The following is a 24,023-nucleotide window of genomic DNA, read 5'->3' on the forward strand; positions in this document are numbered from 1 at the left end:
GTTCGAGCAGGTCAGTGCTGGCCGGCGAGGCCGAGGTCTTCCAGGAGCCGGGCGCGGAGTTCCTCGCGTGCGACGCTCGCCTCACGGTCCGCGGCAGAGAGGTGCACCTCGTGCGAGGTGCCGATGCGGCCGTTGCTCATGACGACGATGCGGTCCGCCAGGGCGATCGCCTCGTCGACGTCGTGGGTGACGAGCAGCATGGCCGCGTGGTGCTTGCTGCGCAGCGCGCGTACGAGGTCGTGCATGCGCAGCCGGGTGATCGCGTCAAGGGCGGCGAACGGCTCATCGAGTAGGACGAGTTCGGGCTCGGAGACCAGCGCCCGCGCGAGTGAGACCCGCTGGGCCTCGCCGCCGGAGAGCTCCTTGGGCCAGGCCTTCTCGCGGCCCGCGAGGCCGACCTCGGCGAGCACCTCGCGGGCCCGCTGCTCCGCGTCGGGCCCGTGCAGGCCGAGCGTGACGTTGCGCAGCACCCGCTGCCAGGGCAGCAGCCGGTCGGCCTGGAAGACGATCGCACGCCGTGCCGGAACCTCCACCCGCCCGCCATCGGGCCGGTCCAGCCCGGCGAGCAGCCGCAGCAGGGTGCTCTTGCCGCAGCCCGAAGGACCGAGCAGGATCACCAACTCCTCCTCGGCGATGGTGAGGTCGAGATGGTCGAGCACCACTCGGTCACCGAACTGACGGACCACCTGCTCGACGACGACCCCGGTCTGTCGACGGGGCTCGGTCGCAATCGTGCTGCTCATGACGCCTCATAACTGGGTCGCCACCGCAGCAGCACCCGCTCGAGAGCCCGGACGAACTGGTCGGCGAGCAGACCGAGGAGCGAGTAGATCACCAGCCCCACGAAGACCTGGTTGGTCTGGAGATAGGTCTGCCCCTGAGTGATGAGGAAGCCAAGTCCTTTGTCAGCGTTGATCGTTTCGGCGGCGACCAGACCCAGGACGCTGTATGCGAGGGAGAACCGGAGGCCCACCAGGAACCCCGGCAGGGCCCCGGGCACCAGCACGCGCGTCACCAGGCGCCAGGTGCCCGCGCCCGTCGTGCGCGCCATTTCGATCAGCCGCTGGTCGACGCCCCGTATCGCGGCGAACAGGTTCAGATACATCGGGACACCGGCGCCGAAGGAGATCAGCAGCACCTTCGTGAGCTCGTCGATGCCGAACCACACGATCATCAGCGGCAGCACCGCGAGGAGGGGGATCGTGTTCAGCACCTGTACCAAGCCGTTGAACAGGTACTCACCGCTGCGCAGCAGCCCGCCGAGCACCCCCGTGACGATGCCCACCGTCAGACCGATCGCGAGACCGATGCCGGCCCTCTGCAGCGAGATGGCCAAGTCCGGCCCGAGGACACCCTGCTGCCAAAGAGCGGTGGCGGACCTCACGATCGACGTCGGCGCGGGAGCGTAGGTCTTCGACACCACTCCGGTCCGGGCGAGGATCTCCCAGGCGATGAGGATCGCGACCGGAGTCGTGTAGATGCCCAGCGGCCAGCGCAGGCGTTCGCGGAGTGTTCGCAGCGGCGTCCGGCGGCGGGCGTCGCGCGGCAAGAATACCTCGCGTTCCCTCGTGCCCGATGACTCGGCGCCCGGGACCTTGGTGACGGCAGGCGCCTTGAGGCTGAGCTCGGTCATGCCGCCACCGCCAGCACTCTGCTGTAGTGCGAGGCATCGCCGACCAGCTGCTCGCTGCGGCGGCCGTCGACACCGGTCGGTACCTCGCCCGCGATCGTCACCCGGTTGAGGCGGCGCGGGTGGTCGTCGTAGTTGTCCACCGCGTAGTGCTGGGTGATCCGGTTGTCGAAGATCAGCAGCTGGTTCGGAGACCAGGTCCAGCTCAGGATGTTCTCCGGACGGGTCACATACGACTGGAGGAGGCGCAGCAGATCTGCCGAGTCGCTGCTCGACAGGCCGACAATCCGCTTGGCGAAGCCGCCGATGAACAGCCCGCGCTCGCCAGTGAGCGGATGGACTCGCACGACCGGGTGCTCAGCCTCGTAGGGGGTCGAGACGAAGGCCCGGTCGTACTCCTGTCGCTGCGCCGTCGTGGCTGCGGGGCGGGCGTAGTCGTACTGGTTGGTGTGCACGACGCGCAGCGTGTCCGCGAGGGCCTGTAGTGCTTCGGGCAGGTCGCGGTAGGCAGCTGCGGCGTTGGCGATGAGAGTCTGGCCGCCGTAGGGCGTGGTCACGATGGACCGGAGCGTGGTGAGCTGCGGCGGGTTGGCCACGAAGGTGACGTCCGTATGCCACTCGTTGGCCTTGGACGTCGTGCTGTCGACGGCGAGGACATTCGTCGTGCCGTCGGCAGCCGGCACGTTCGGGTGGGCGGTGGTGAGTTCGCCGAACCACCCGGCCACGCGCTCCTGACCGGCGTTGTCGAGCTGCACGTCGTCGAACACGATCGCCTTGTGCTCGTTGAGGGCGTCGCGGAGCGTCGTGACTGTCGAGTGGTCGGGTGGCGCCGCGAGGTCGACGCCGTCGACGACCGCGCCGATGCGGCCGGTGAGCTTTCGGATGGACGGAGGCATGAGGGGATCCCTCCCGGGCAGATGGGCACGCCAAGGGGTGCTAGGGAACGGGGAGTCGAGTGAAGGGGGTGGGGTACTGCACAGGACCGATCGACCACGCGGAACACCGGACTGGGCCGGCCGGAGAGAGGACGCGTGGTCGCAGAAGACGTGTGGTCGCAGGACCGCTACAGCCGCGTTCTCAGCGGCCGCGTCGGCGTGCGCGAACAGGCTCCCGGCTCATACGAGAAAGGGATGAGAGGAGAGGGGAGCCCTCAGGAGGTGGATACGACGATCCCCTGCCGCGTCAGCGACAACAAAACGCGCTGGAGACGTGCGCCAGGTCGATGTGGCGCCGCCGAGTGAGGTCCACGCGCGGGTTCATAAGACGGGAGTTCAGCAGAGGTCCACCACGTCGGTCAATAACTTTCCGGACAGGTCTTGCATGGCGGACACGGAGAACGTCTCCGCCTGTTCGTGGAGATCGCATCGGTCTCCGCACTTGCCCCTGACGTGCGCGTCAAAGGCCACCGTCTGCGCGCCGGCACCAGCCGATTGTCCGCGCTCGGCTCGCTTCCCCCGATCAGGCGCCTTCCATGGCCGCTTCCCTGCCCTCGGCCACCCGGGAGGTCCGACTCGTCACCGTCCTTGAGGGAGCCCCCAGGGGATGCCCGGCGTGCAGCTGCTTCTCCACCACGAACCCACCCGCCTGCTGTCCGGGGGCTGCCAGAGCCGACCGCAGCCGCGGCGGCAGCTGCCGGGCGTCGGGCGTCTGCCTCTCTGCCGCGGCGAGTGCCTGTCGGACCGCGCTGGTCTGCAAGCGCAAGTAAGTCGCCACGGTCTCGGTCTCGGCGATCCGCTGATCGAGATACGCCAGGATCGCGCGCAGACGCGGCGGATCAGGCGGAAGCCCGTGCATGTGTTCGATTCTATGATGGTGGCCATGCACAGCAACCCCGAGCGGCCCGGCCGCTTCCACCTACTGCTCACCACAACAGGTCACAGCCCTGCCAGACCGGAGCGCGCTAGCTGGCGCGTGCCGTCTGAGAACGGACCGTGAAGCCGCCCGTGCCGCATCTCGCCAACCGGGCCGTCGACCCGGCCCTCATGCACGCCCTAGCCCCGGGTCTGCGCTGGCTGATGGTCCGCAAGTGGCCGGCCTGCGCCGCGGCGGTCGACGGGAGTGCCCGGTGAGCGGCGGCAAGCCGATGAGCGGGGCCGTGGTGGTGTACCGCGACCCGCGCGCCACGGTGCGCGCACTGCCCACGCTCCAGGTCCTCGACCAGGTGTGGCCGACAGACCGACCCGCATCCTGGTCGGTCTGCAGGCACTCGCCATAGGTGAGACTGCCGACCCCATGGCGCTCCGGCCCCTCCTCAGAGGGCGTTTGAGGTAGGCAGATTACCCTTGATGCCCTAGTAAGTTCCTCGCCAGGTGGGGGTGGTCTCGTCCATGTGGATCACGGCTTCGGAGCTGGCGGTGAGGGTCTCGTAGTCGCGGGCGAGACGGCGGTGCATCATGAGCCAACCGATACTCCGCTCGACCACCCAACGCCTTTTCACGACGTGAAACCCACGGGTATCCGGGTTTCTGTTGACGACTTCGACATCGATTCCGAGACGGGCACCGTGCTCGACGACGGCGTTCTTGAACCCAGTGTCGACCCAACTCTTGGAGACGGTCGGGTACTTCTCCTTCGCCTGATCGAGGAGGCGTATTCCAGGGCGTTCTCCGAGAGGCCGGCGGCGGTGACGGTCACAGCGAGGAGGAGGCCAATCGTGTCGGTGAGGATGCCGCGCTTCCTCCCGACGATCTCCTGCCGCATCCGTTCCTTGGCTGGTCAGGGGCACGTTGCTGGAGGTCTTCACGCTCTGGGTGTCGATCACGGAGGCGGTCGGCTCGGGCTTGCGCCCCTCCTTCACCCGGGCCAGTCCCGTCAGGTCGTAATTGAGCTGGGCGAAGACTCCCTCGTCGCGCCAAGCCGCGTAGTAGGCGTAGACGGTGCCGTGGTTGGGGAAGTCGTGCGGGAGGTATTTCCAGGGGATTCCCGTGCGGTTGACGTAGAGGATCGCATTGAAGACGTCACGTAAATCGACCTTGGTCGGCTGCCCGGTTGGTCTGCGGTCGAGCCGGGCCCTTCTCCAGGCCGTCAATGACGGCTCGATCAGGGCCCACCGGGCGTCGGACAGGTCGCTGGGGTCCGCTGCCCATCAGGCGATTCCGTGGCATCTTCAAACCAGACGGACTTCCGAGCACAGAAGCGAACGAGACAGATGACCGAGCCTCCGTCCCGGAGAACGTCATTCACCGCCTACGACATGAAAGTCCCGAAAGCAGGGCAGGGACGAAAGCCGCATATAGAGCTGGACCTGCATAAACGCCCTCTAAGAACGTCCGCTCTAACGTGCACGTCAGAGCGGCCTTGAGAACGCGCCGCGCAGGGTTCAGCGGGCCGGCTCATGCTTTGGGACGGTTTTGGAGTTGGTCAGCGAGAGCGTGGGCGATCGAGTCGGTGATCGAGTCGGGTTGCCATGCCCACTGCCCGTTGGGATTGCACTCGAGGAAGTACCACTCGCCGGCAGGCGTGACGGCGAAGTCGAACGCGCCGAATTCGAGTCGGAAGAGGGTGAGATAGGCGGACACCGAGCGCGCGATCCGGTCGGGGACGGCGATCGGCGTGCACTGCATCAGGGATTGTCGCTGCCGCCAGTCGAGATCGGGGCTGTCGATCTGCACCGCGAACACCCGGTTGCCCACAGCCGTGAGACGCACGTCGAACGCCTTCTCCACCTTGGCCTGGAACAGGTGCGGGCACATGGCCACGGCGGGGGTGATCTCGTGCGTGCGCACCTCGCGTACCCACACCTGTTGTGCTTGGCCGTCGATTGCATAGGGGGTGTTCCACAACGGCTTGTAGACCACTGCGCCGGTGTGATGAGAGGCGAAGTCCCGTGCCTGGTCATGGTCGTTGGTGATCAGCGTGCTGGGGACGGACAGACCGCTGCGCTGAGCGGTGGCGAGTTGGGCCGGCTTGTACTCAGCCGCCCGGTTGCTCCACGGATGATTGACGTAGTGGGCTCCGGGAAGCGATGCCAGGATGCCGCCGACACCCCACAGAGATTGGGAAGCCGCGAACCGGCGCTCCTGTCCGTCCAGTGCGGGCGGCCCGTCGAAGGGTGAGGGACGGCGTGTCCACACGGAGCGCACTTGGGTGAGGTCGAGTTCGCGGGTGGGCGTGCGCAGGGTGCCGCGTTGATCGCCCGTGCGGTACGTGGCGGTGAGCGCGGCACCTGTGTGCAGGTCTGTGCCGGGGTCGAGACGGACTACCGGTACCTGGCGTTCCGCGAGGATGCGCAGTACCAGGTCGGTGGTCACGTCGTGGGTGCTGGTCAGGACCAGCACCGACCCGCTCCGGTCTGTCGTCATGCGTAGTCGTGGTCGGAGTCCGACGAGTCGTCTGAGTCGTAGCTGTCGGCGCTGCTGGTACTCGTGGAGCTCGAGGTTCCGCTGCTGGTCTGGTGGTTGTGGAGCTCGACGGTGCGGCCGTGGTCGTCGATGACGACGGCGATCTGGGTTTCGGGGTCGATCACCGGGGTGCTCATAGGAACGGATACGGTCTCGGCATACGGTGCCATGCGGGTGGTACCCCAGGGTGCGCCGGCATTCCGCGTGTCCATTGTTCGACTCCCTCGCTTCCGACTGTTCGCTTGGATGCTCCTCCCCTGTCCCGGGGAGATTTTCAAGGCCGCTTCAGGCGGCCTGTCGCTTGCAACTGCCATGCTTGGCACAGCTGTTAGCCGACGTGGACCTGTGTGGCTCGTGATCGGTGGGCAGCCGCTTCCAACCGTGCGCGCGGCTCGCCGTATGGGGTGTGCGGGCTCGCCCCCCTCATGACGGCAGGCCTGGGCCGCCGGGCCGACTCCGGCCCGTGCCGCAAGGCACCCGGGTGTGGACGTCGTTGTCCTCATGCTCTGCGGATGAAGTCGATCTGAACCGATGCGAGGAACGGCTGCACGCTGACGCACTGCCAACCGATCGGCTCCACCGCCGTGATGATCTTGTCGATCTCCTTGCGGACCGCCTTCATGGGCACTCTGGCTCGGCTGTCGATGTCGAAGCCGGCGACGAACATCGCATCGCCCCTGCCATAGGCAGTTCTGGCGTCAGAAGTGAGCTTTTGCATACGCCACGCGTGTAACAGCCCCATGTCATTCCTCTTCGTCGCGGGTCGCTCTGGAGGGCAGAAGGTCGGCAGGACACCGACGATCGCCGGACTGCCCCACCAGGCGCCGCCTTCGTGTGCGTTGCTCACGCGGTGCTCTCTGCGCCACGGCTGCGGGACCGCGGCGAACGGTCTGCAGCGATGCCTTCATCCTGGCGAGGGGCGTTGAAAAGTGGATGAAATCCCGGTTCACCGGTCGGATGCGGTGGTACGGCGAGGAGAGGAAGAGGCGGTGGCTCGTGGCAGGACATGACGTTGTCGCGTGTGCGGGTGTCCGGCCGTGGGCCGTCGACGGTCTACGCGAGCTTTCCGGATTCGGTACGGGAGCGGGCGATGGCCGCCTCGAACCGGTCGCGCGCCTGGACCAGGTCTTCCGTCGCGGCCTGGGGCCAGCCCAACCGGTTACGGATCTCGGCCTTGAGCCTGGTGCCGGGTCGTTCGCCGACCGCCGCAAGTGCTCGGGAGTGGCACTGGGCCGCCCGAGCCAGGTTGCCCAGGCACTCCTCAGCGGCGGCGAGTCTGCCGAGGACCGCGGCGAACAGCGGGATGTCCCCCACGCGCTCGGCGAGTGCGGCGGCCCTGCTCAGCGCGTCGGCGGCCTGCGCGCAGTGCCCACGGTCCAGCTGGAGCGCCCCCAAGCGGAAGAGCGTCTTGCTCAGGATCCTGGGTCTGCCGATCCTCTCGGCGAGGCTGACCGACGCCGCGTAGCACTCCTGCGCCTTGTCATGTTCCCCCACCTGATGGTGGATGGCGCCGACGTTTGCCAGGTACATCACCGCGAGCCAGTCGTCCTCCGCTCCCTGGGCGAGGTCCGCCGACCGGGCCAGGAGCACGGCGGCCTCGGCCGGCTCCCCCGCCGCGTTCATGAAGATCCCGAGGGAACCCAGAGCCCGGGCTTCTTCGATGACATCTCCGATGCGGCGGCTGCTCTCAAGGGCATCCCCCAGCCAGCGACGCGCCTGCTCGTAGTGGCCCTGCAGCCCGTACGCAATGCCCATGCAGGTGCGCAGTTCGCAGACCATTCGCTGGTCGGTGGACTGCTGCGCGAGCGGCAGCACGATCTCGATCGCGGCCCGGCACTCGTGGTACCGGCCCTGCCGGGTGAGGTAGTCACACAGTCCCCCGGCGAGCCAGCCGGCGTCGTCCACGTGGCCCACGGCCGCCGCGTGGGCGACCACGTCGACCAGTTCGCCGCCCACCGCGTCCAGCCACGCCGCCGCCTCCTCCCAGTCGGCGAAGGGCGCGGTGTCCGCCGGCGGGCCGGTCGGGAAGGCAAAGGGGCCCCAGTCGCTCGCGCGACGGGCGGCGACCACGTAGAGCCGGAACACCCCGGTCCGGGCCGCCGCGGCTTCCGCGGGGTACCTGGCGGCGACGCGGCGGGCGTAGAGGGCGACCAGGTCGTGCAGGCGGTAGCGGCCCGTGACGGCCTGCTGGACGAGACTCGCCTCGACCAGGCTCTCCAGGACGCGCTCGGCATCGGTTCGTGTGAGCTCGAGCATGGCGGCCAGTGTCAGCGGGTCGAACTCCACGGTGGGCGAGAGGCCCAGCACGCGAAAGGCCCGCCGCTCCGCGTCCGGAAGCTGATCGTAGGAGACCCGGAAGGCTGTCTCCACACCGCGGTCCTCGACCGTGAGCTCACCAAGCCGACGCTCGTCGTCGGCCAGCCGGACCGCCATGCGCTCCAGCGCCCACAACGGACGACTCTGCACCCGGGCGCCGACGACACGCAGGGCCAGGGGCAGCCGGTCGCAGAGACGGGCCAGCTCGCGCACCGCCGCACGCTCCGGGTCGGAGCCCGTGCCGCCGACGACGCGGGTCAGCAGGGCCACCGCCTCGTCCATGTCCAGCGGCGCCAGCGAGACCCTGCGGTCGGCATCCAGCCCGGTCAGCCGCTGACGACTGGTCACCAGTACGAGGCTGCCGGGACCGGCGGGCAGCAGGGGGCGCACCTGTTGTGCAGCGCACGCGTCATCGACCACCAGGATCAACCGGAGGACGGCGGTCGCCGCTCTCCACGACGCCGCCAGGCCGTCAAGGTCATGTGATGCGTCGTCGCCTTCGGTGATGTCGCCGACTGCCCGCAGCAATCGGCGCAGCACGCGCTGCGGGGTCGCTGCTTCCCGCCCCTGCCGGTGACCATGAAGGTCCACGAACAGGCAGCCATCCGGAAAACGGTCTTGCATGGCACGCGCGGCGCGTACGACGAGCGCGGTCTTGCCGACCCCGGCCATGCCGTCCACCGCACGGACCGTCACCACCTGGTCATCGTTAGGCGCGAGAAGCACCTCAAGTTCGTGGTTCCGCCCGGTGAAGCCGTTGACGCCGACCGGGAGTTCGTTCCGCACACGTCGGAGCGCGCGATCGACTGCGGGCCGCTGGTCCGTCGATCGGCGTGCCCGTGGCGACGCGCCGACAAGGAAGGATTCATCAGCGCGCAGCACCGCCTCGTGCACCCGCCGCAGTTCACCGCCTGGCTCCGCTCCCTGTTCCTGCACCAGACGGCGGCGCACCTTGGCGAAGACAGACAGTGCGTCCGCTTGCCGGTTGCCGGCATAGAGGGCACGCATCAGCAGAGCGGCCAGGGACTCGTTGTGCGGATGCGTTTCGGACAGAGCGAACAGCTCTCCGACGACCTCGGCGTGCCGTCCCAGCTGCAACTGGCACTCCACCTTGTCCCGCACCAGCGCGAGCCTGTGTTCCGACAGCCGTAGACGCTCTGCCTCGGCGAACGGCCCAGGGATCCCGGAGAGGGGATCTCCGTGGAAAAGCTCCAGAGCGGCCGACCACGCGCTCACCGCGGCGGCCAGGTCACCGGAATCCCGCCCGGCGTGCGCCTCGGTGACGATCTCCCTCAGCCGGGCTACGTCCGTCCAGACGTTTCGTGGGTCTATGCGGTAGCCGCCCCGCTCGGTCACGATCAGGGATCCGGAGGCGCTTCCTCGGCCAGGATCCAGACGTCTGCGCAGCTGGTGCACATAGACCGGAATCACCTTGGCACCGGTGCCCGGCGGCTCCGGCCCCCACACTCCGTCGAGCAACTGCTGCCGGCTGACGGTCGTGCCCGGCCGTAACAGCAACGCCGTCAGCAGAGCCTGCTGACGAACCGGGCCGAGGTCCAGCTGCACGTCGCCGCGCCAGACCCGCAGCGGACCGAGCACAGCGAACCGCAGTCGGCTGCCACCCGTCGGCGGCTCCCCCATCGATGGCACGCTGGCGAGTATAGGCCCGTCCCCTCACTCTCCCGGAAGCACGGGCTTCACGCGGGCAGCCGGGCCTGCGTCCGTCCGGCCAGGCCTGGCGGGAGCCGATCCGAAGGTCACGGCCAAGACGGGGCGGGTGACGCACGTGGAGCCGACGTGAGCCGACCGGTGCACTGATGTCCGGGCGGGGACTCAGGGGACATGGCCCGGCACCCAGGTCAGGTTCCGGGGAGGATACGGCGGGTTTCGTAGGCCCACATCGCGATCTCGACCCGGTTGCGGGCGCCGAGTTTGGCCATCAGGCTGGCCAGATGCGTCTTCACCGTGCTGAGGCTGATGTGCAGTGCATCGGCGATCTCGGTGTTGGTCAGCCCGCGAGCGACGGCGAGGAGCACCTGCTCCTCGCGGGCGGTGACGGCGGAGACCGGCTGGGCCACGGGTCGGCCGGCGGGCAGGTCCGCGAATGCCTGGAGCAGACGGACGGTGACGCTGGGCGCAATGAGCGCCTCACCGCCGGACGCCGACCGTACGGCCTGCGCCAGAAGGTCCGGTCCGGTGTCCTTGAGGAGGAATCCGCGGGCGCCGGCACGCAGCGCGCCGTAGACGTACTCGTCGAGGTCGAACGTGGTGATGACGACCACGGCCAGCGGGTCGGCGACGCCCGGGCCGGCGACCAGCCGGGTGGCCTCGAGCCCGTCGATCACGGGCATGCGGATGTCGAACAAGCAGACGTCGGGGCGCAGTTCGCGGGCCAGACGTACCGCTTCCTGTCCGTCGGCGGCCTCGCCGACCACCTCGATGCCGGGCTGGGCGTTCAGCATGATCCGCAGCCCGGTGCGGATGATCGTCTGGTCGTCAGCGACGAGGACGCGTATGGACACCGCTCTCGCTCCTCGCTCTCGGCAGCTCGGCTTCGACATGCCAGCCCCGGTCGGTGCCCGGGCCGGCTCGTAGTGTGCCGCCGATCAGGGTCGCGCGCTCGCGCAGTCCGGTAAGTCCGTATCCGTCGCGACCCCGGCCGGTGCGCCGGCCGTTGTCGCGCACGCTCACCCGTACCCAGTGCCGTTCCGCGGCGACCCGAACGACGAGCTCGGTCGCGTCGACCGCGTGGCGCAGCGCGTTGGTCACCGACTCCTGCACGATCCGGTAGACGGCCGCGTCCACGGCCGGGGGCAGCGTGTCCAGTTCACCGTGGAGCCCCAAGTCGACCCTGAGGCGACCACCCGGGGTGCGCACCAGGCGCTCCAGATCCGCGACTCCGGCAGGGGGCGCCAGCTGGGCGCCGACTCCGCGGTCGCGCAGCGCGGCGACCATGGCGCGCATTTCCTCCAGCGTGCGCGCCCCTTCCTCCTCGACCCCTTCCAGCGCCTCGACGGCGGCGGACGGGTCGGTGCCCGCGAGCACCCGGCCCGCCTGAGCGATGATCACCATGGCCGACACGTGGTGGGCCACCGTGTCGTGCAGTTCCCGGGCGAGCTGCTCGCGCTCGCGGGAGCGCACCTGCTCCAACTGCCGCTCGCGAGCGGTCACCCGGAACCGCACGGCAGCCCCGACCACGCCGGGCAGCAGCAGGAAGACGAAGCCCACGACGTTCTCGACGACCGGGGTCTCGTCCGTGACGGAACACAGCGCGCCGGCCGCGAGGATCACTGCGCCGCCCAGCACGATCTCGCGTCCCGATCCCCACCGGGGCAGCGCGTACACCAGCAGGAGGACGACCGCGCCGACGTACAGACCGACCGGCGCCCGAGGGGTGGCCACCAGCGAGACCACCTGGAGCACGATCATCCCGCCGAACGCGAGCACGACCGTTGTCAGCGGGCGGGTCCGGCGCCACAGGGGCAGCACGCACAGCCATACGGCGAACACCACCGCCACCGGCCGCCACACGACGTTCTCGCGCAGGGTGGCCTCCAGCACCACACCGACAAGGCCCGCGGCGAGCAGCGCCCAGTCCCGCCACACCCGGGCGGGCGCGTCGGGCGGCCGGGGTTCGGTCCACAGGGTTCGCAGGTCGTCTCGCAGCACGGTTCTCAGCCTAGGGGCCGCGCCGTGCCGCGCATCGGCCGAAAGGACGGGTCGTCACTCCGCCCCGGGGCCGACGGATCCGCGGCCCGCGAGCCGATGCCGCAGAGCGCCGTGGCGACGAACCTCGGCATCGGCGGCCGTACAAGGACGGCCGACGAGGTGGTTGGAGGACCCGATGCTCTCGAAAGCCCTGTTGCGCCTGGGCGCAAGCGCCGCCCGCCATCCTTGGCGGGTGATCGCGGCATGGCTGATCGCCGCCACGCTCGCCGTCCTCGCCGCGATCGCCATCGGCGGGCGGACCGCGGACTCGATGACCGCTCCGGGACTGGACTCCCAACGGGCCGCGGAACTGATCGAGCGGGCAGGCACCGGCCAGGAGGGGATGACCGCCCAAGTGGTCGTCACCCCCCTCGACGACGGTGCGACGTTCTTCGACCACGGCAGCGCGCGCACCGCTCTCACGCGGCTGCAGACCGAGGTGAAGCGGCTGCCGCACGTGCTCGGCACGAGCGACCCGGCGGGGGCACTCGACGCAGGCGGGGACACCACCGTGCGCGGCGGCCTTGTCTCGGCCGACGGGCGGACCGCGGTCGTCCGGGTGCAGTACCCCGACCAGAGCCGGCTGTCGGCCGAAGACCTCGACGCCCTCGTCGATCTCGGCGACCGGCTGCGCGCCGAGCTGCCCCTGCGCATCGAGATGGGCGGGAACCTCTTCTACGTCTTCTCCGACCCCGACGGCGGCGCAAGCGAGTTGATCGGCCTCCTCGCCGCCGCCGCGATCCTGTTCCTGGCGTTCGGTTCGCTCGTCGCCGCCGCGCTGCCGATCGGCATGGCGGTCTTCGGGCTGACCGTAGGGGTCGCCACGATGACGGTACTGGCGGGGGTGACGGACGTCCCGACCTTCGCCCCTGTCCTGGGCAGCATGGTCGGGCTCGGAGTGGGCATCGACTACGCGCTGTTCGTGCTCGCCAGGCACCGGGAGTACCTCGCGCGCGGGCTCGATCCCCGCGAGGCGGCGGGGCGAGCGGTGGCCACGGCGGGGAGGCCGGTGGTCTTCGCCGGCGGCACCGTCGTCGTATCGATCCTCGGCCTGGCGGTCGCGAACGTACCGTTCATGACGGTGGGCGGGCTCGCCGTCTCGATCGTCGTTCTGACCATGGTGGTCGCGTCGGTGACGCTGCTGCCGGCCTTCCTCGGCGCCGCCGGCCCACGCCTGGCCCGGGCCGACCGGATCGGCCGGGCTCTGCAGACCAGGAAGCTGGGCCGACTCGCACGGCGGCGGAACCCGGCGGCAGGCGCCGCCCACGCCGCCGGGTGGCGTCGCTGGATCGGGCACGTCAGCCGGCACCCGGTGCCGTACGTGGTCGGCGCGGCGGGGCTGCTGCTGACCGCGACGCTGCCCGTGCTCGGCCTGCGCGTCGGCCTGCCCGACGACGGCTCACTGCCCCACAGCCGTACCGAGCGCCGGGCCTACGACCTCGTCGCCGAGGGGTTCGGCCCGGGCACCAACGGTCCCCTCGTCATCGCCGCGGACCCCACCGGTGATCCGGGAGTGCTGGACCGACTCGTCGGGGCGGTTGCGGCGGATCCGGGCATCGCATCCGTCGCGCCGACACACATCGATCGGGCCACCGGCATCGCGACCCTCGTGGTGTTCCCGACCACCAGCCCTCAGGACAAGGCCACGGCCGACACCATCGCCCGGCTGCGCACCGACGTGCTGCCCACGGCGATCGGGCACGGCCCGGCCAGGGCCCACGTCGGCGGCGCCGCCGCGAGCCTGTCCGATGTGGGCCAACGGACCAGCCAACGCCTGCCGGTGTTGGTCGCCGCCGTCCTGGCGATGTCGTTCCTGCTGCTGATGCTGGTCTTCCGCTCGATACTCGTCCCGCTCAAGGCGGTGTTGCTGAATCTGCTGAGCATCGGAGCGGCCTACGGCATCATGGTCGCGGTGTTCCAGTGGGGCTGGGGAGGCGCACTCATCGGGCTGGAAGCGACGGTTCCGATCGTGTCGTTCATCCCGATGTTCCTCTTCGCCATCCTGTTCGGCCTGTCGATGGACTACGAGGTGTTCCTCCTCTCGCGCGTGCGCGAGGAGTACCTGCGCACCGGCGACAACGGCACGGCGATCGTGGAGGGCGTCTCGCGCACCGCTCGGATCATCACCTCGGCCGCCCTCATCATGGTGGCGGTCTTCCTGTCCTTCGCCGTCGCCGAGGACCCCTCCACCAAAATGTTCGGGCTCGGCCTGGCCACCGCGATCTTCATCGACGCCACGGTCGTACGCATGGTGCTGGTACCGGCGACCATGACACTCCTCGGCCGGACCAACTGGTGGCTGCCGAAGTGGCTGGACCGGATGCTTCCCCGCGGCCCGGTCGGCACCGACGACACCGACGCGGAATCCACGGGTCAGGCCCGGCGTCCACGGCTGGTTGACCGTTGACTCAACTCTGCCCGCCCTTGGCGTCCGGCACCTCAGCGCGTCACCTAGGGGCATATCAACACCGCTGCGTTAACGCTGTGACCTGCAGGGCAAGGGGGTTGGGCGAGGCAATGAGGTCATGGTGGCCCGGCCGGTCACGCGCGCTGTGGCACCGCCCGGGAGCCGACCCGATTCAACCCGAGGACAGCCGAAGCGTCAGTCAGTGGGCGGGTCAGACGCCCGAGCGGTGCCAGGTCCCAGTCTCAATGTCGGTGGGGGATGTCATCCTCGGCTCCATGGATCACTCTGCGCGGATCACCGCGTTCACAGGTCTCGTCGGACCGCCGCCCGGCCCGGCGCCCGCCGTCGACTGGGCGGCGGTCGAGGGCTGGCTCGGCACCCCGCTGCCCGGTGACTACAAGGCGCTCGTGTCGGCGTACGGTGCGGCCGAGATAGGCGGCCCGGGTGCGGCGATCCGGCTGCACCCCCCGTGCGTCAGCACCGACGGCCGCTTCGAGTACGCAGCATGGATCGTCGAGACGCACCGGCACTCGGCGATCCGGCCCGGCATGTTCACCGCGCGTCGGCGCCCCTTCCTGCCCGAGGAGGGCGGCCTGCTCGCCTTCGCCACGACGAGGAGCGGCGACCACCTCTTCTGGAACACGGGCGCGTCGGACGACCCCGACGAGTGGCCGGTCACGCTCATGACCACGAATGTGGCAGTCGGGGTGAGCGAGCCCTGGGTGGACTACGAAGTCCCGTTCCTGGAGCTGCTGTTCACGCTGCTGCGCACCGGCGTGCCGCACCCGGGCGAGCCCGGCGGGCTGCTGGGCCCGCTCTCCTCACAGATACGGGTCTGGCCGCCGCTGGCCGGGTCCGCACCCTGGTCGCCACCGCCTGCGGGCACCGCCGTGGACGCGCGGCAGCACGCGGCGCTCACCGAGGGCTCGGGCCTCGACGCCGTCATGGCGCTGGTTCCACCGCCCCTGGAGCCGTACCTGGGCGAGGGCACATGGGAGCAGGTCTTCGAGCGGCTCGGCACCCGGCTGCCGCCGGACTTCGTGGCGCTCGCGGAGCGGTACGGGGCGGGCAACTGGAGCTGGTGGCTGGACATGAGCGCCCCACTGTCCCTGGACCGGCCACGGGAGCAAGGGCTCGCGGCCACCGTCGAGGGCATGCTTGACGGATACCGCCAACTGCGCGCCGCCCATCCCCAGTACTACCCGATGCCCGCGTGGCCCGAGCCCGGCGGCTTCCTGCCGTTCGCGTCGACGATCGACGGGGACCAGATCGGCTGGTGCGCGGACGGCCCGCCCGAGACATGGCGCGTAGCTGTCAACCCACGCCACTGCGACCAAGGACCGCCCCTGCCAGGCGACTTCACGGCAACCCTGCTCACGTGGTTGCGCGGTGGCCCCGCCGAGTCCGGCTTCCCCGGTCTGACCGGCCGGGACCTGCATCCGCTGGACGTCATGTTCTTCGAACCGTTCGGGCCGGGCGCGCCGTGGTGAAGGCCCCTCGTCACCACGGGCTGGGACCTCAGCACCGTTGCGTTAGGGCCATGAGCGGCTGTTGAGGCCGTGGGCGATCTGCGACACCCTTCAGCCCGCCGGCGTCTCGGGCACCTCTGCCATCGCCGGCAGGCGCTCGCGCAGCCGCCCGCGGAGGCTGTCCAGCAGGGCCTTCGCCGCCGGGCTCGCGGGGCCGGCGGAGCGCCGGGCGAGGGCAATGCGGGCGCGGATGCCGGGGTCGACGATGGTCAGGGTACGCAGGGTGGGTCCGTCCGAAGCAGAGCCGTCCTCGGCCTCCCGGTGCCCCTCCTCACCCTCCCCGCCCGGCAGCACCGCGACGCCCAGCCCCGGGCCGCCAGCTGCACCAACACATCTGGCGCCGCCGCCTCGAAGGCGATTCGAGGCGGAAATCCCGCCCGTCGGCAGGCCCGTTCCAGCGCCGTCCGCACCCCGGTCCCCCGCGGCAGGCAGATCAGGGCCCGGTCGCGCAGCTCGGCCAGGGACACGCTCGTGGCGTCGGCCCGTTCGAAGAGCGGGTCCCCGGCCGCCGCCAGGACCGCCAGCGAGACGTCGATCACCGTCTGGAAGGACATCAACCTATCCGGGAGGACTGACAGTTGAGAACAATCGATCTTCGCGGGGTTCCTCACACCGTCCTGGGGTGGACGCCGTTTCGCCCTGACGGCGAAACGGCTACCTCTGCCCTGCTCCGCAGGAGTCCGATTCCTCCCCGCCCCAAAGGACGGGCCATCCTCGGAGGAACCCGGTGAACAAGCGCCGTGCCGCTGGCCGCCGGTGCGGCGCGGATCGCTGACGAGCCGAATCACACGATGAGACAGCCGAGTCGGGCTCCGCGGACAACGGCACGCAAGACTGCGGCCCAGGGCCCCCGAGGCTTCATGGATGCGACACCCCCCTAGCTGTTCGCGAGGCCCTGCCCTTATGCCCCACCGACCGGAAGACCACCCGACCGAAGCCACGTCCCACCGTCAGGCGACCTCTGCGGTACGCCAACTACTTTCCAGTCCCGCTGACCAACGGCATCAGCCGACGACGTTCCTGAGTCCGTCGGCGAGGGCGCCGGCCTCGTCCGGGGTCAGATCGACTACCAGCCGACCGCCGCCTTCGAGCGGCACGCGCATGTGCCCTGCCCCTCCTCGGTCACTTCGAGCGGACCGTCGCCTGTCCGTGGCCTGATCTTGGCGCGCGGCTGAAGGAAATCACCGTCGTTGAGGGACAGCGCCCGCGTTCCGTTGCCCTCGATCTTGACTGTGCACTCCCCCAGAGCGGGGGTCGCGGTGGCGGCAGGCGTCAGGACGACCGTGACCCCTGGAACGAACGATGAGGCGACGAGCGAGATGACGGCGTTGCATCGGATGCGCCGGGCCATGATGGGTGTGCTCCCTCGCGATGAGTGGAGGGCGCCGCGGAAACACGGGGGCAAGTCGCCGCGCCAGCGCTCCGGGAGTGGCCCCTCCAACCACAGCGCGACAACGGATGTACGGCTGTGGCACCGCTGCGACGCCAGACTGATCGGAAGGCGCCGCTCCATCCATCCTGGTTGTTGTTCACCGGCCCAAGGTTCGCCAGCGTGGGAAAGCGCACGCTCCTCCTACCCGGTGGGCGATCCCCTGCTGTTCTGGACGCTGGACCTGCTGGCCCCCTACGTGGCCTTCGGCAACCCCGGTCCGGGAGTCTGGGACAGGGTCGTCGACGTACTGAGCCGGGTCGCGCGGGGGCGACGACGGCCAGTCAGTCACCGGCGCGGGCCGCAACGGCCCACAGAAACAGCGAGGCCTGCCGGTTCAATCAACGAGCTCTTCTGGAAGTGATAGCCACCGTCGGGCGAGCAGCGTCGAAATATTATGGAAATCACCTTACAGGTTTATATTGTGAACCATCTGAGATATTATGACGAATTATGGCGGATACTAACCGAGTCAGAGTCGTTTCCGCCGGCGTCGGTCGTCGTTGGGCAGCTACCTCGCCATGATCTGGGAAATATTGATCCTGGGTTTTGTACTCAGCCTCGACAATTTCCGGGTATCCATCGCGCTCGGCACGGTCCCATTCGGTTTGAAGCGCGCGGTGCAGGTCTCGCTCACCTTCGGGCTGTGGGACGCGATCATGCCCCTCGTCGGACTGTTGGTCGGTCATCAGATCGGGGAGTCCGTCGGAGGAGTGGCCGATGTGATCGGCGCGGCCGCGCTCGGCGGATACGGCCTCTACCTCGTCATCTCGGCCCTTCGTCACCCCGAGCCGGAAGAGTTGGACCACCCGTGGGCCTTGTTCGGCATCCCGCTGACACTGAGCCTGGACAACTTGCTCGCCGGAGCGAGCCTGGGGGTCCTTGGGCTCTCGCCTTGGTTTTCGGCCGCCGTCTTCGGCGCCATGACGGCGGTGTTGTCACTGGTCGGGCTGCAACTCGGACGGGCCGCGGCACGCCTCATCCGGATCCGCTCGGACCTGCTGAGCGGGGTCGTCTTGATCATCGCCGCTGCGGCGCTGCCGTTGTGGTTGGGCGGCTGACCCGCTCCACCGGGAGGCAGGCGGGCCTGCAGGCAGGAGATCAGCGGCAGATCGCCGATCCGCGCGTCAGCACGCCACTCAGCATGGGCTGCTTCGACGGCCCGGGCGACCAGGTCGCGGCCGGGTGACAGGTGGCAGACCGGCTCGGTGCGGGCGGGGGACCAGCGGAAGATCCTCTGACGAGTCGGAGTTGGCGGCCTCCACCGCCCGGGCGACCAGGTCGTGGTCGGGTGACAGGCAGCAGACCGGGTCGGTGCGGGCGGCGTCGCCGGTGAGCAGGAATGCCTGGCAGCGGCACCCACCGAAGTCCAGCTCCCGCCGGTAGCAGCTCCGACAGGGCTCCGGCATCCAGTCGGTCCCCCGAAACGCGGTCATCACCGGGGCCTCGGCCCAGATCCGCTCCAGCGGGTCCTCACGCACGCTGGCCCGCGGCAACGGCAGGGGCTGGGCAGCCGGGCAGGGCAGAACGTCGCCGTTCGGTGTCACGGTCAGCTGCCGGGAGGCCCAACCGCCCATGCAGGGCTTCGGGTAGCGGCTGTAGTAGTCGGGGATGACATAGATGACGTCCATGCGTTCCCGCAGCCGCTCGCGGGCGGCCCGCACCACGACCTCGGCCGCCTCGAGCTGGGCCCGGCTCGGCAGCAGCGCGTCACGGTTTCGCCAGGCCCAGCCGTAGTACTGGGTGTTGGCCAGCTCCACCCGGTCGGCGCCCACCTCCTCGGCCAGGGCGAGCACGTCGGCGACGCGGTCGATGTTGTGCCGGTGCAGCACCACGTTCATGGTGAGCGGCCAGCCCAGTTCCTTGACCACGCCCATCGCCTCGATCTTGCGTTGGAAGGACGGGATCCCGGCAATCCGGTCGGACACGGTCGGTTCGTCGGCCTGGATGCTGATCTGCACATGGTCCAGACCGGCGGCCCGCAGCTGCTCGGCCCTCGGACGCGAGAGCCCGAGCGCGCTGGTTATGAGATTGGTGTAGAGGCCCAGGTCGTGGGCGTCCGCCACGATCTCCACCAGGTCGCGCCGCAGCAACGGTTCCCCGCCGGACAGGTGGCACTGCAGAACCCCCAGGTCACTGGCCTCGACCAGCACCCGCCGCCACTCGTCGGTGGCCAGCTCGTCCTGGTAGCCGGCCATGTTGAGCGGGTTGGAGCAGTACGGGCAGGCCAAAGGGCAGCGGTAGGTGAGCTCGGCGAGCAACCCGAACGGGCTATCCATCGGTGACCTCCACCCAGCGCCGGGCGACGAGCCGGGTCAGGAACTGCCGCACCTCGTCCTCGGGAACGTTCTGGTAACGGGCGCCCAGCTCGGTCACGATCTCGGTCACGGTGTGCCGCCCGTCGCACAGCTCGAGGATGTCCGCGCCGCTGGCGTTCAGAACCACCACCGTCTCGGGGTGCAGCAGGATCTTGCGCTGCCTGGTCCGGCAGAAGGTCAGCCGGACATGGCGCGCCAACCGGGGCCGGTCCGAGCCGGACACCCCTGCGCCGGGCGGGGTCCTGGTTGCGGTGCGGGTCGCTGCGGTATGTGTCGGGTCCATGGTGGTCACTCCGGGTAGGCCTGGTCGATGGCGTCCATCAGGCCCCACAGGACGTCGCACTTGAACGACAGCGCGTCGACGGCGCGTGCCTGGGACTCGGCGGAGAGGCAGTGGGCGGTGACCACCTCGAGGGCGTGTTCGCAGTCGCGGGGTGCCTGTTCCAGGCGGGCGCGGAAATAGGCAAGGGCCTCGGGGGCGATCCACGGGTACCACCGCTCGAACGCGGCCAGCCGCGCCGCCATCAGGTCGGGCGCGAACAGCTCGGTGAGGGAGGACGCCACCGCCTCCACCCACGGCCGGGTCCGGGCGAAGTTCACGTAGGAGTCGACGGCGAACCGCACGCCGGGTACCAGGTGCCGGTGGTCCCGGATCTCCTCACGGGTCAGCCCGGCGGCCTCGCCGAGGCGCAGCCACGCCTCGATGCCGCCCTCGCCGGTTGCGGTGCCGTCGTGGTCGAGGATCCGTCGGATCCAGCGGCGGCGGACCTCGAGGTCAGGGCAGTTGGACAGGATCGCGGCGTCCTTGCGGGGGATGTTCTCCTGGTAGTAGAAGCGGTTGGCCACCCAGCCCCGGATCTGGCGGCGGCTCAGCCGGCCGGCGTTCATCCGCACGTGGAACGGGTGCTGGTCGTGGTATCGCCGCGACTGGGCCCGCAACGTCTCGACGAAGCCGTCGGCGCCGGTTCTGATGGTGGTTGTCGTCACGGCTCTACACCTGGATTTCAAGGCCGTCCATGGCCACTTCCATACCGCGCTCCTCCAAGGTATGCCGCTCGGGCGCGTCCTCCAGGAGGATCGGGTTGGTGTTGTTCATGTGCACGTAGATCGTCCGCCCCACGCCCATCGACGGGAGCTGCGCGAGACTGCCGTCCGGGCCGTCGATGGGCAGGTGCCCCATCTCCCGGGACGTCTTGCCGGCCAGGCCGAGCCGTATGAGCTCGTCGTCGCGCCAGCAGGTCCCGTCGATCAGCAGGCATGCGCAGCCCTCGATCTCCCCGCGCAGTGCCGGTGTCAGCGATTGCGCTCCTGGCAGGTACACGAGCGTTCCCTTGCTGCGCTCGTCGGTCAGCCGGTAGCCCACGACGCGGCCGTGGTCCACCCCGGCTCCGAACCGATCGCGCTTGGTGGTGGGCACGTCGAACGCCCGGCAGGACAGCCCGTCCGCCAGGGCGAGGTCGGCGCCTGGATCCACTGCCCGCCACTCGACCGGGCAGTAACGTTCGAGCGTGCGCAGAATCCCCGAGCCGTCAGACAGGGTCTTGCGCACCGTCGGCGTGGCGTAGAGCCGCAGGGCGCGGGCCTCGCGCAGCAGGAGCAGGCCCAGCGTGTGGTCCAGCTCGGCGTCGGTGACGAGCACCGCCTCCAGCGGCGTCGTCCGGTCGTCGTGCGGGTGCAGACTGGGGAAGGCCTCGATCTGGGTGCGGAGATCGGGCGAGGCGTTGATGAGGAACCACCGGCGGCTGTCGGCGCTGATGGCGACCGACGACTGGGTGCGCGCGAGGCCGGCGCGGGAGCGGACCGCGGCGCACACCGGGCAGCCGCAGTTCCACTGCGGGGAGCCGCCCCCCGCAGCGGAGCCCAGCACTCGCAGCAACACGCCGGCACTCCGTTCATCGAAGATCCGGGTCCGTCACCGGCCCGGCCGTCCGTGGCCATCGCGAGCCGCCGGAGGGCGCCGGACAAGGTCCGACGCCGCCCCACGTCCGCTAGTCCTCCAGCCGATCGAGGTACATGGTCACCTCGGCCGCGACTGTGATCTCCTCAAACTCGGGCGTCTCCCATTCAGCGGGCTGAGACTCCATGGATTCACCTCCTTTCTGACCGAATTCCGGCAGGCTCCGAGTCCCGTGCTACGACGGTTCCGGGAGGGCGAAGACGATCAGGGCGCTTCCGTGCCCCGCGCCGAGCATGCCGGGGAGGAATCCCTCGGCCCATCCGCCCCAGCCGACCGGCACGGCCACGTACTGCCTGCCGTCGACCATGTAGGTGGTCGGGCTGCTGTGGTGGCCGCTACCGCACTGGAACTGCCACAGCAGCTCCCCGGTGCGGGCGTCGAGCGCGTTGAACTCGCCGGAGGCCTCGCCCGCGAACACCAGGTCACCGCCGGTGACCAGCGTCGAGGCGCACATCGGGAGTTCGTTGCGCCAGCGCCACTTCTCCTCGCCGCCAGCGTCGAACGCGCTGATGGACCCCGCCATGTCCTCGATGTCGACCTGAACGCCCGCGCCCCAGTAGGGAATGCTCTCCTTGAACTCCCGGCGCCGCCGGGTGGCGGTGGCACCGGTGTCCTGGACCGGGACGTAGAAGAGCCCGGTCTCGGGGCTGTAGGACGCATGGGTCCATTCCTTGGCGCCGGCCGGACCCGGGTAGAAGTGGACCGGTTCTCCCTCCTTGTCCGGGTACACCTTGGCCGTCACCTGGCCGTCCCTCGTGATCGCCCCCCATGTGATGCGGTCGACGAAGGGAGTGATCGAGACCCTCGCGCCGTTCGTGCGGTCGAGGACGAAGAAGTAGCCGTTCTTGTCGAAGTGCCCGAGCAGTTTGCGCCCGTCCTGCTCGAACAGGATGCACTCGCCGATGCTGTCGTAATCCCACAGGTCGTGTGGCGTGCACTGGTAGTGCCAGCGGATCTGACCGCTGTCCACGTCCACGGCGACGATGCTGTCGGTGAAGAGGTTGTCGCCCTCGCGGACCCCTCCGTCGAAGTCGGGCGCCGGGTTGCCGGTGCCCACGTACAGCAGGTTCGTCTCCGGGTCGAAGGTACCGGTGATCCAGCAGTTCGCCCCGCCCCGTGCCCAGGCCTCGCCGTCGGCGGGCCAGGTCTCCGAGCCGGGCTCCCCGGGCTTGGGCACCATGTAGCTGCGCCACTGGTGCTCGCCGGTCTCGAGATCGAATGCGTCGAGGTGGCCGCGTACGCCGAACTCGCCGCCGGAACTTCCGACGATGACCATGTTCTTCACGACCAGCGGGGCGACTGTGGCGCTCTCCCCGGCCCGGACGTCTCCGTAGGTCTTGTCCCAGACCCGCTTGCCGGTGGTGGCGTCGAGCGCGAGCACACGGGCGTTCGCCGTGACGAAGAAGACCTTCCCCTGAGCCACGGCGACCCCGCGGTTCACGTTCCCGCAGCACAAGGACACGTCGAAGGGGACGGCGTGCTTGTACCGCCAGATCTCCACGCCCGTCTTCGCGTCGAGGGCCCAGACCCAGCCGTCCCAGCCGGAGAGGAACATGACCCCGTCGACGACGATCGGGGCGGCCTCGAACGAGTAGGTCGACGCGCCCGCGATCAGGCCGGTCGTGCCGGCCTGGAAGACCCAAGCGGGGACCATGCGTTTGACGTTGTCCGTGTTGATCTGGTCCAGCGGGCTGTACCGCTGCCCGTTGTAGGCGCCGTAGTAGGTGAGCCAGTTCTGGGGTTCCTCGCGAGCGTTCAACAGGCGCTCGTAGTCGACGCCGGCTACTACCGGCGGCGCGACGTCCCCGCCCGCGACCTTGCCGCTCAGGGCTCCCTGATCGACGGCCTCACCCGCGTCGACGTAGTCGGCGTAGTCGACGGTCATTCCCTCCACCTCCTACTTCTTCCTACGGCCGCGGCTGTTCGGGACGGTCGAGGCGAGCCTCCGGAGGGGCGTCTCCCAGGACCACGATGGACCCGGTCAGCCCCCGGCCCTCGTCATTGCCTGTGGGCGAGCCGAACCAGTAGTAGCCCGGGCCGTCGAGATTGAGGTGCGCATGCCCGTGCGAATGGTTCACCAACCAGATGAACTTCCTGTCGCCGTTGCTCGGCAGAAGTGCGCAGTGCGTGTTCATGTCGTCATTGACGAGCTCGAGCTCGATATCGCCTCCATGGGGCATGACCAGAATAGAGGGATCCCAGGTCAGCTCATCCGGGTTGATGCGTATTGTGGCCTTCATGTGGCCGTCCGATTCCTCGGTGGCCTGCCCGATACTTCCGGTTCCCAGCACTTGCCCCAGCGCTGCTTTGTTCTGTGCGGCCAACCCGAGCTGGTCCAGCAGGTCGGCCCGCTCCTGCGCGGTCGTCATAGGAGGTTCCACTCCTCGAA

The 24,023-nt window shown here is 69.5% G+C and carries 24 protein-coding genes and 1 pseudogene; 4 read left to right on the forward strand and 21 right to left on the reverse strand.

Translation table 11 applies throughout. The annotated features are described in order from the left end of the window. Window positions 1-11: 11 nt before the first annotated feature. The 4 genes from FHS34_RS09145 to FHS34_RS09160 form a co-directional block, all read right to left on the reverse strand. Complete coding sequence (locus tag FHS34_RS09145) at window positions 12-743, reverse strand: ABC transporter ATP-binding protein (protein WP_184963110.1); 732 nt, start codon at window positions 741-743, stop codon at window positions 12-14. Then, window positions 740-1,633 (reverse strand): ABC transporter permease, encoded by an 894-nt coding sequence (locus tag FHS34_RS09150; protein WP_184963112.1) that lies wholly within the window; start codon window positions 1,631-1,633, stop codon window positions 740-742. Before FHS34_RS09150 ends, FHS34_RS09145 begins: the two co-directional genes overlap by 4 nt. Then, the gene (locus tag FHS34_RS09155) at window positions 1,630-2,526 is read right to left on the reverse strand and encodes a TauD/TfdA dioxygenase family protein (protein WP_184963114.1); all 897 of its coding nucleotides are present in this window, start codon (window positions 2,524-2,526) and stop codon (window positions 1,630-1,632) included. Before FHS34_RS09155 ends, FHS34_RS09150 begins: the two co-directional genes overlap by 4 nt. Window positions 2,527-3,088: 562 nt before the next feature. Next, the gene (locus FHS34_RS09160; RefSeq protein ID WP_184963116.1) at window positions 3,089-3,424 is read right to left on the reverse strand and encodes a hypothetical protein; all 336 of its coding nucleotides are present in this window, start codon (window positions 3,422-3,424) and stop codon (window positions 3,089-3,091) included. A 137-nt stretch (window positions 3,425-3,561) separates the two neighbouring features. Here FHS34_RS09160 and FHS34_RS09165 point away from each other — a divergent pair, with 137 nt between their 5' ends. Further along, window positions 3,562-3,699 (forward strand): hypothetical protein, encoded by a 138-nt coding sequence (locus FHS34_RS09165; RefSeq protein WP_184963119.1) that lies wholly within the window; start codon window positions 3,562-3,564, stop codon window positions 3,697-3,699. 221 nt (window positions 3,700-3,920) lie between these two features. On the opposite strand, the gene FHS34_RS09170 is transcribed toward FHS34_RS09165, so the two are convergent. The 7 genes from FHS34_RS09170 to FHS34_RS09200 form a co-directional block, all read right to left on the reverse strand. Next, complete coding sequence (locus FHS34_RS09170) at window positions 3,921-4,694, reverse strand: IS5 family transposase (RefSeq protein WP_225817397.1); 774 nt, start codon at window positions 4,692-4,694, stop codon at window positions 3,921-3,923. A 268-nt stretch (window positions 4,695-4,962) separates the two neighbouring features. Further along, the gene (gene tgmB / locus FHS34_RS09175) at window positions 4,963-5,931 is read right to left on the reverse strand and encodes an ATP-grasp ribosomal peptide maturase (RefSeq protein ID WP_184963121.1); all 969 of its coding nucleotides are present in this window, start codon (window positions 5,929-5,931) and stop codon (window positions 4,963-4,965) included. Beyond that, window positions 5,928-6,473: a putative ATP-grasp-modified RiPP gene (gene tgmA, locus FHS34_RS43750; protein ID WP_308288271.1), complete on the reverse strand. Its 546-nt coding sequence runs from the start codon at window positions 6,471-6,473 to the stop codon at window positions 5,928-5,930. Before tgmA ends, tgmB begins: the two co-directional genes overlap by 4 nt. Continuing rightward, window positions 6,470-6,817 carry a hypothetical protein gene (locus FHS34_RS09185; RefSeq protein WP_184963125.1) on the reverse strand — a complete coding sequence of 116 codons (348 nt, stop codon included), beginning with the start codon at window positions 6,815-6,817 and terminating at the stop codon, window positions 6,470-6,472. The genes tgmA and FHS34_RS09185 overlap by 4 nt, the downstream gene beginning before the upstream one ends. Window positions 6,818-7,023: 206 nt before the next feature. After that, entirely contained in the window at window positions 7,024-9,927 is a 2,904-nt protein-coding gene (locus FHS34_RS09190) for an AfsR/SARP family transcriptional regulator (protein ID WP_184964215.1), read from the reverse strand. 218 nt (window positions 9,928-10,145) lie between these two features. Then, the gene (locus tag FHS34_RS09195) at window positions 10,146-10,808 is read right to left on the reverse strand and encodes a response regulator (RefSeq protein WP_184963127.1); all 663 of its coding nucleotides are present in this window, start codon (window positions 10,806-10,808) and stop codon (window positions 10,146-10,148) included. After that, window positions 10,783-11,955 carry a sensor histidine kinase gene (locus FHS34_RS09200; protein WP_184963130.1) on the reverse strand — a complete coding sequence of 391 codons (1,173 nt, stop codon included), beginning with the start codon at window positions 11,953-11,955 and terminating at the stop codon, window positions 10,783-10,785. The genes FHS34_RS09195 and FHS34_RS09200 overlap by 26 nt, the downstream gene beginning before the upstream one ends. Before the next feature lie 232 nt (window positions 11,956-12,187). Between FHS34_RS09200 and FHS34_RS09205 the strand changes: the two genes are divergently transcribed. Further along, complete coding sequence (locus FHS34_RS09205) at window positions 12,188-14,401, forward strand: MMPL family transporter (RefSeq protein WP_225817306.1); 2,214 nt, start codon at window positions 12,188-12,190, stop codon at window positions 14,399-14,401. Window positions 14,402-14,676: 275 nt separating this feature from the next. After that, window positions 14,677-15,891 carry an SMI1/KNR4 family protein gene (locus FHS34_RS09210; RefSeq protein WP_225817307.1) on the forward strand — a complete coding sequence of 405 codons (1,215 nt, stop codon included), beginning with the start codon at window positions 14,677-14,679 and terminating at the stop codon, window positions 15,889-15,891. Between the two features lie 90 nt (window positions 15,892-15,981). Here FHS34_RS09210 and FHS34_RS43755 read toward each other — a convergent pair whose 3' ends face one another. The 3 genes and pseudogenes from FHS34_RS43755 to FHS34_RS09220 form a co-directional block, all read right to left on the reverse strand. After that, window positions 15,982-16,224 (reverse strand): type 2 periplasmic-binding domain-containing protein, encoded by a 243-nt coding sequence (locus tag FHS34_RS43755; protein WP_308288283.1) that lies wholly within the window; start codon window positions 16,222-16,224, stop codon window positions 15,982-15,984. Continuing rightward, on the reverse strand, window positions 16,140-16,484 hold the full coding sequence (locus FHS34_RS09215) for a LysR substrate-binding domain-containing protein (RefSeq protein WP_308288272.1): 345 nt from the start codon (window positions 16,482-16,484) through the stop codon (window positions 16,140-16,142). The genes FHS34_RS43755 and FHS34_RS09215 overlap by 85 nt, the downstream gene beginning before the upstream one ends. Before the next feature lie 450 nt (window positions 16,485-16,934). After that, window positions 16,935-17,131, reverse strand: a pseudogene (locus tag FHS34_RS09220) (DUF3117 domain-containing protein). A gap of 749 nt (window positions 17,132-17,880) precedes the next feature. On the opposite strand from FHS34_RS09220, the gene FHS34_RS09225 reads away from it, so the two are divergent. Further along, window positions 17,881-18,420: a manganese efflux pump MntP gene (locus tag FHS34_RS09225; RefSeq protein WP_184963136.1), complete on the forward strand. Its 540-nt coding sequence runs from the start codon at window positions 17,881-17,883 to the stop codon at window positions 18,418-18,420. A 78-nt stretch (window positions 18,421-18,498) separates the two neighbouring features. On the opposite strand, the gene pqqE is transcribed toward FHS34_RS09225, so the two are convergent. From pqqE to FHS34_RS09260, 7 genes are all read right to left on the reverse strand, one after another. Next, the gene (gene pqqE / locus FHS34_RS09230) at window positions 18,499-19,638 is read right to left on the reverse strand and encodes a pyrroloquinoline quinone biosynthesis protein PqqE (protein WP_184963138.1); all 1,140 of its coding nucleotides are present in this window, start codon (window positions 19,636-19,638) and stop codon (window positions 18,499-18,501) included. Beyond that, window positions 19,631-19,960: a pyrroloquinoline quinone biosynthesis peptide chaperone PqqD gene (pqqD, locus tag FHS34_RS09235; RefSeq protein ID WP_184963140.1), complete on the reverse strand. Its 330-nt coding sequence runs from the start codon at window positions 19,958-19,960 to the stop codon at window positions 19,631-19,633. Before pqqD ends, pqqE begins: the two co-directional genes overlap by 8 nt. Before the next feature lie 5 nt (window positions 19,961-19,965). Beyond that, window positions 19,966-20,664 (reverse strand): pyrroloquinoline-quinone synthase PqqC, encoded by a 699-nt coding sequence (gene pqqC, locus FHS34_RS09240; protein ID WP_184963142.1) that lies wholly within the window; start codon window positions 20,662-20,664, stop codon window positions 19,966-19,968. Between the two features lie 4 nt (window positions 20,665-20,668). Continuing rightward, entirely contained in the window at window positions 20,669-21,556 is an 888-nt protein-coding gene (gene pqqB / locus FHS34_RS09245) for a pyrroloquinoline quinone biosynthesis protein PqqB (RefSeq protein ID WP_184963144.1), read from the reverse strand. Between the two features lie 109 nt (window positions 21,557-21,665). Further along, window positions 21,666-21,761, reverse strand: coding sequence for a pyrroloquinoline quinone precursor peptide PqqA (gene pqqA, locus FHS34_RS09250; RefSeq protein ID WP_184963147.1), 96 nt, complete (start codon window positions 21,759-21,761; stop codon window positions 21,666-21,668). Between the two features lie 48 nt (window positions 21,762-21,809). After that, the gene (locus tag FHS34_RS09255; RefSeq protein WP_184963149.1) at window positions 21,810-23,519 is read right to left on the reverse strand and encodes a PQQ-dependent dehydrogenase, methanol/ethanol family; all 1,710 of its coding nucleotides are present in this window, start codon (window positions 23,517-23,519) and stop codon (window positions 21,810-21,812) included. Between the two features lie 22 nt (window positions 23,520-23,541). Next, the gene (locus FHS34_RS09260) at window positions 23,542-24,003 is read right to left on the reverse strand and encodes an MSMEG_3727 family PQQ-associated protein (protein WP_184963152.1); all 462 of its coding nucleotides are present in this window, start codon (window positions 24,001-24,003) and stop codon (window positions 23,542-23,544) included. Window positions 24,004-24,023: the final 20 nt, after the last annotated feature.

Source organism: Streptomyces echinatus, assembly GCF_014203595.1.
Lineage (GTDB): Bacteria > Actinomycetota > Actinomycetes > Streptomycetales > Streptomycetaceae > Streptomyces > Streptomyces echinatus.

Bases quoted from the DNA above. Each gene is read 5' to 3' on its own strand.
- FHS34_RS09150 (WP_184963112.1), bottom strand. From the start codon at position 1,633: ATGACCGAGCTCAGCCTCAAGGCGCCTGCCGTCACCAAGGTCCCGGGC.
- FHS34_RS09260 (WP_184963152.1), bottom strand. From the start codon at position 24,003: ATGACGACCGCGCAGGAGCGGGCCGACCTGCTGGACCAGCTCGGGTTG.
- pqqE (WP_184963138.1), bottom strand. From the start codon at position 19,638: ATGGATAGCCCGTTCGGGTTGCTCGCCGAGCTCACCTACCGCTGCCCT.
- tgmA (WP_308288271.1), bottom strand. From the start codon at position 6,473: ATGAGGACAACGACGTCCACACCCGGGTGCCTTGCGGCACGGGCCGGA.
- tgmB (WP_184963121.1), bottom strand. From the start codon at position 5,931: ATGACGACAGACCGGAGCGGGTCGGTGCTGGTCCTGACCAGCACCCAC.
- FHS34_RS09225 (WP_184963136.1), top strand. From the start codon at position 17,881: ATGATCTGGGAAATATTGATCCTGGGTTTTGTACTCAGCCTCGACAAT.
- FHS34_RS09255 (WP_184963149.1), bottom strand. From the start codon at position 23,519: ATGACCGTCGACTACGCCGACTACGTCGACGCGGGTGAGGCCGTCGAT.
- FHS34_RS09145 (WP_184963110.1), bottom strand. From the start codon at position 743: ATGAGCAGCACGATTGCGACCGAGCCCCGTCGACAGACCGGGGTCGTC.
- FHS34_RS09210 (WP_225817307.1), top strand. From the start codon at position 14,677: ATGGATCACTCTGCGCGGATCACCGCGTTCACAGGTCTCGTCGGACCG.
- FHS34_RS09160 (WP_184963116.1), bottom strand. From the start codon at position 3,424: ATGCACGGGCTTCCGCCTGATCCGCCGCGTCTGCGCGCGATCCTGGCG.
- pqqA (WP_184963147.1), bottom strand. From the start codon at position 21,761: ATGGAGTCTCAGCCCGCTGAATGGGAGACGCCCGAGTTTGAGGAGATC.
- pqqD (WP_184963140.1), bottom strand. From the start codon at position 19,960: ATGGACCCGACACATACCGCAGCGACCCGCACCGCAACCAGGACCCCG.
- FHS34_RS09190 (WP_184964215.1), bottom strand. From the start codon at position 9,927: ATGGGGGAGCCGCCGACGGGTGGCAGCCGACTGCGGTTCGCTGTGCTC.
- FHS34_RS09215 (WP_308288272.1), bottom strand. From the start codon at position 16,484: ATGTCCTTCCAGACGGTGATCGACGTCTCGCTGGCGGTCCTGGCGGCG.
- FHS34_RS09155 (WP_184963114.1), bottom strand. From the start codon at position 2,526: ATGCCTCCGTCCATCCGAAAGCTCACCGGCCGCATCGGCGCGGTCGTC.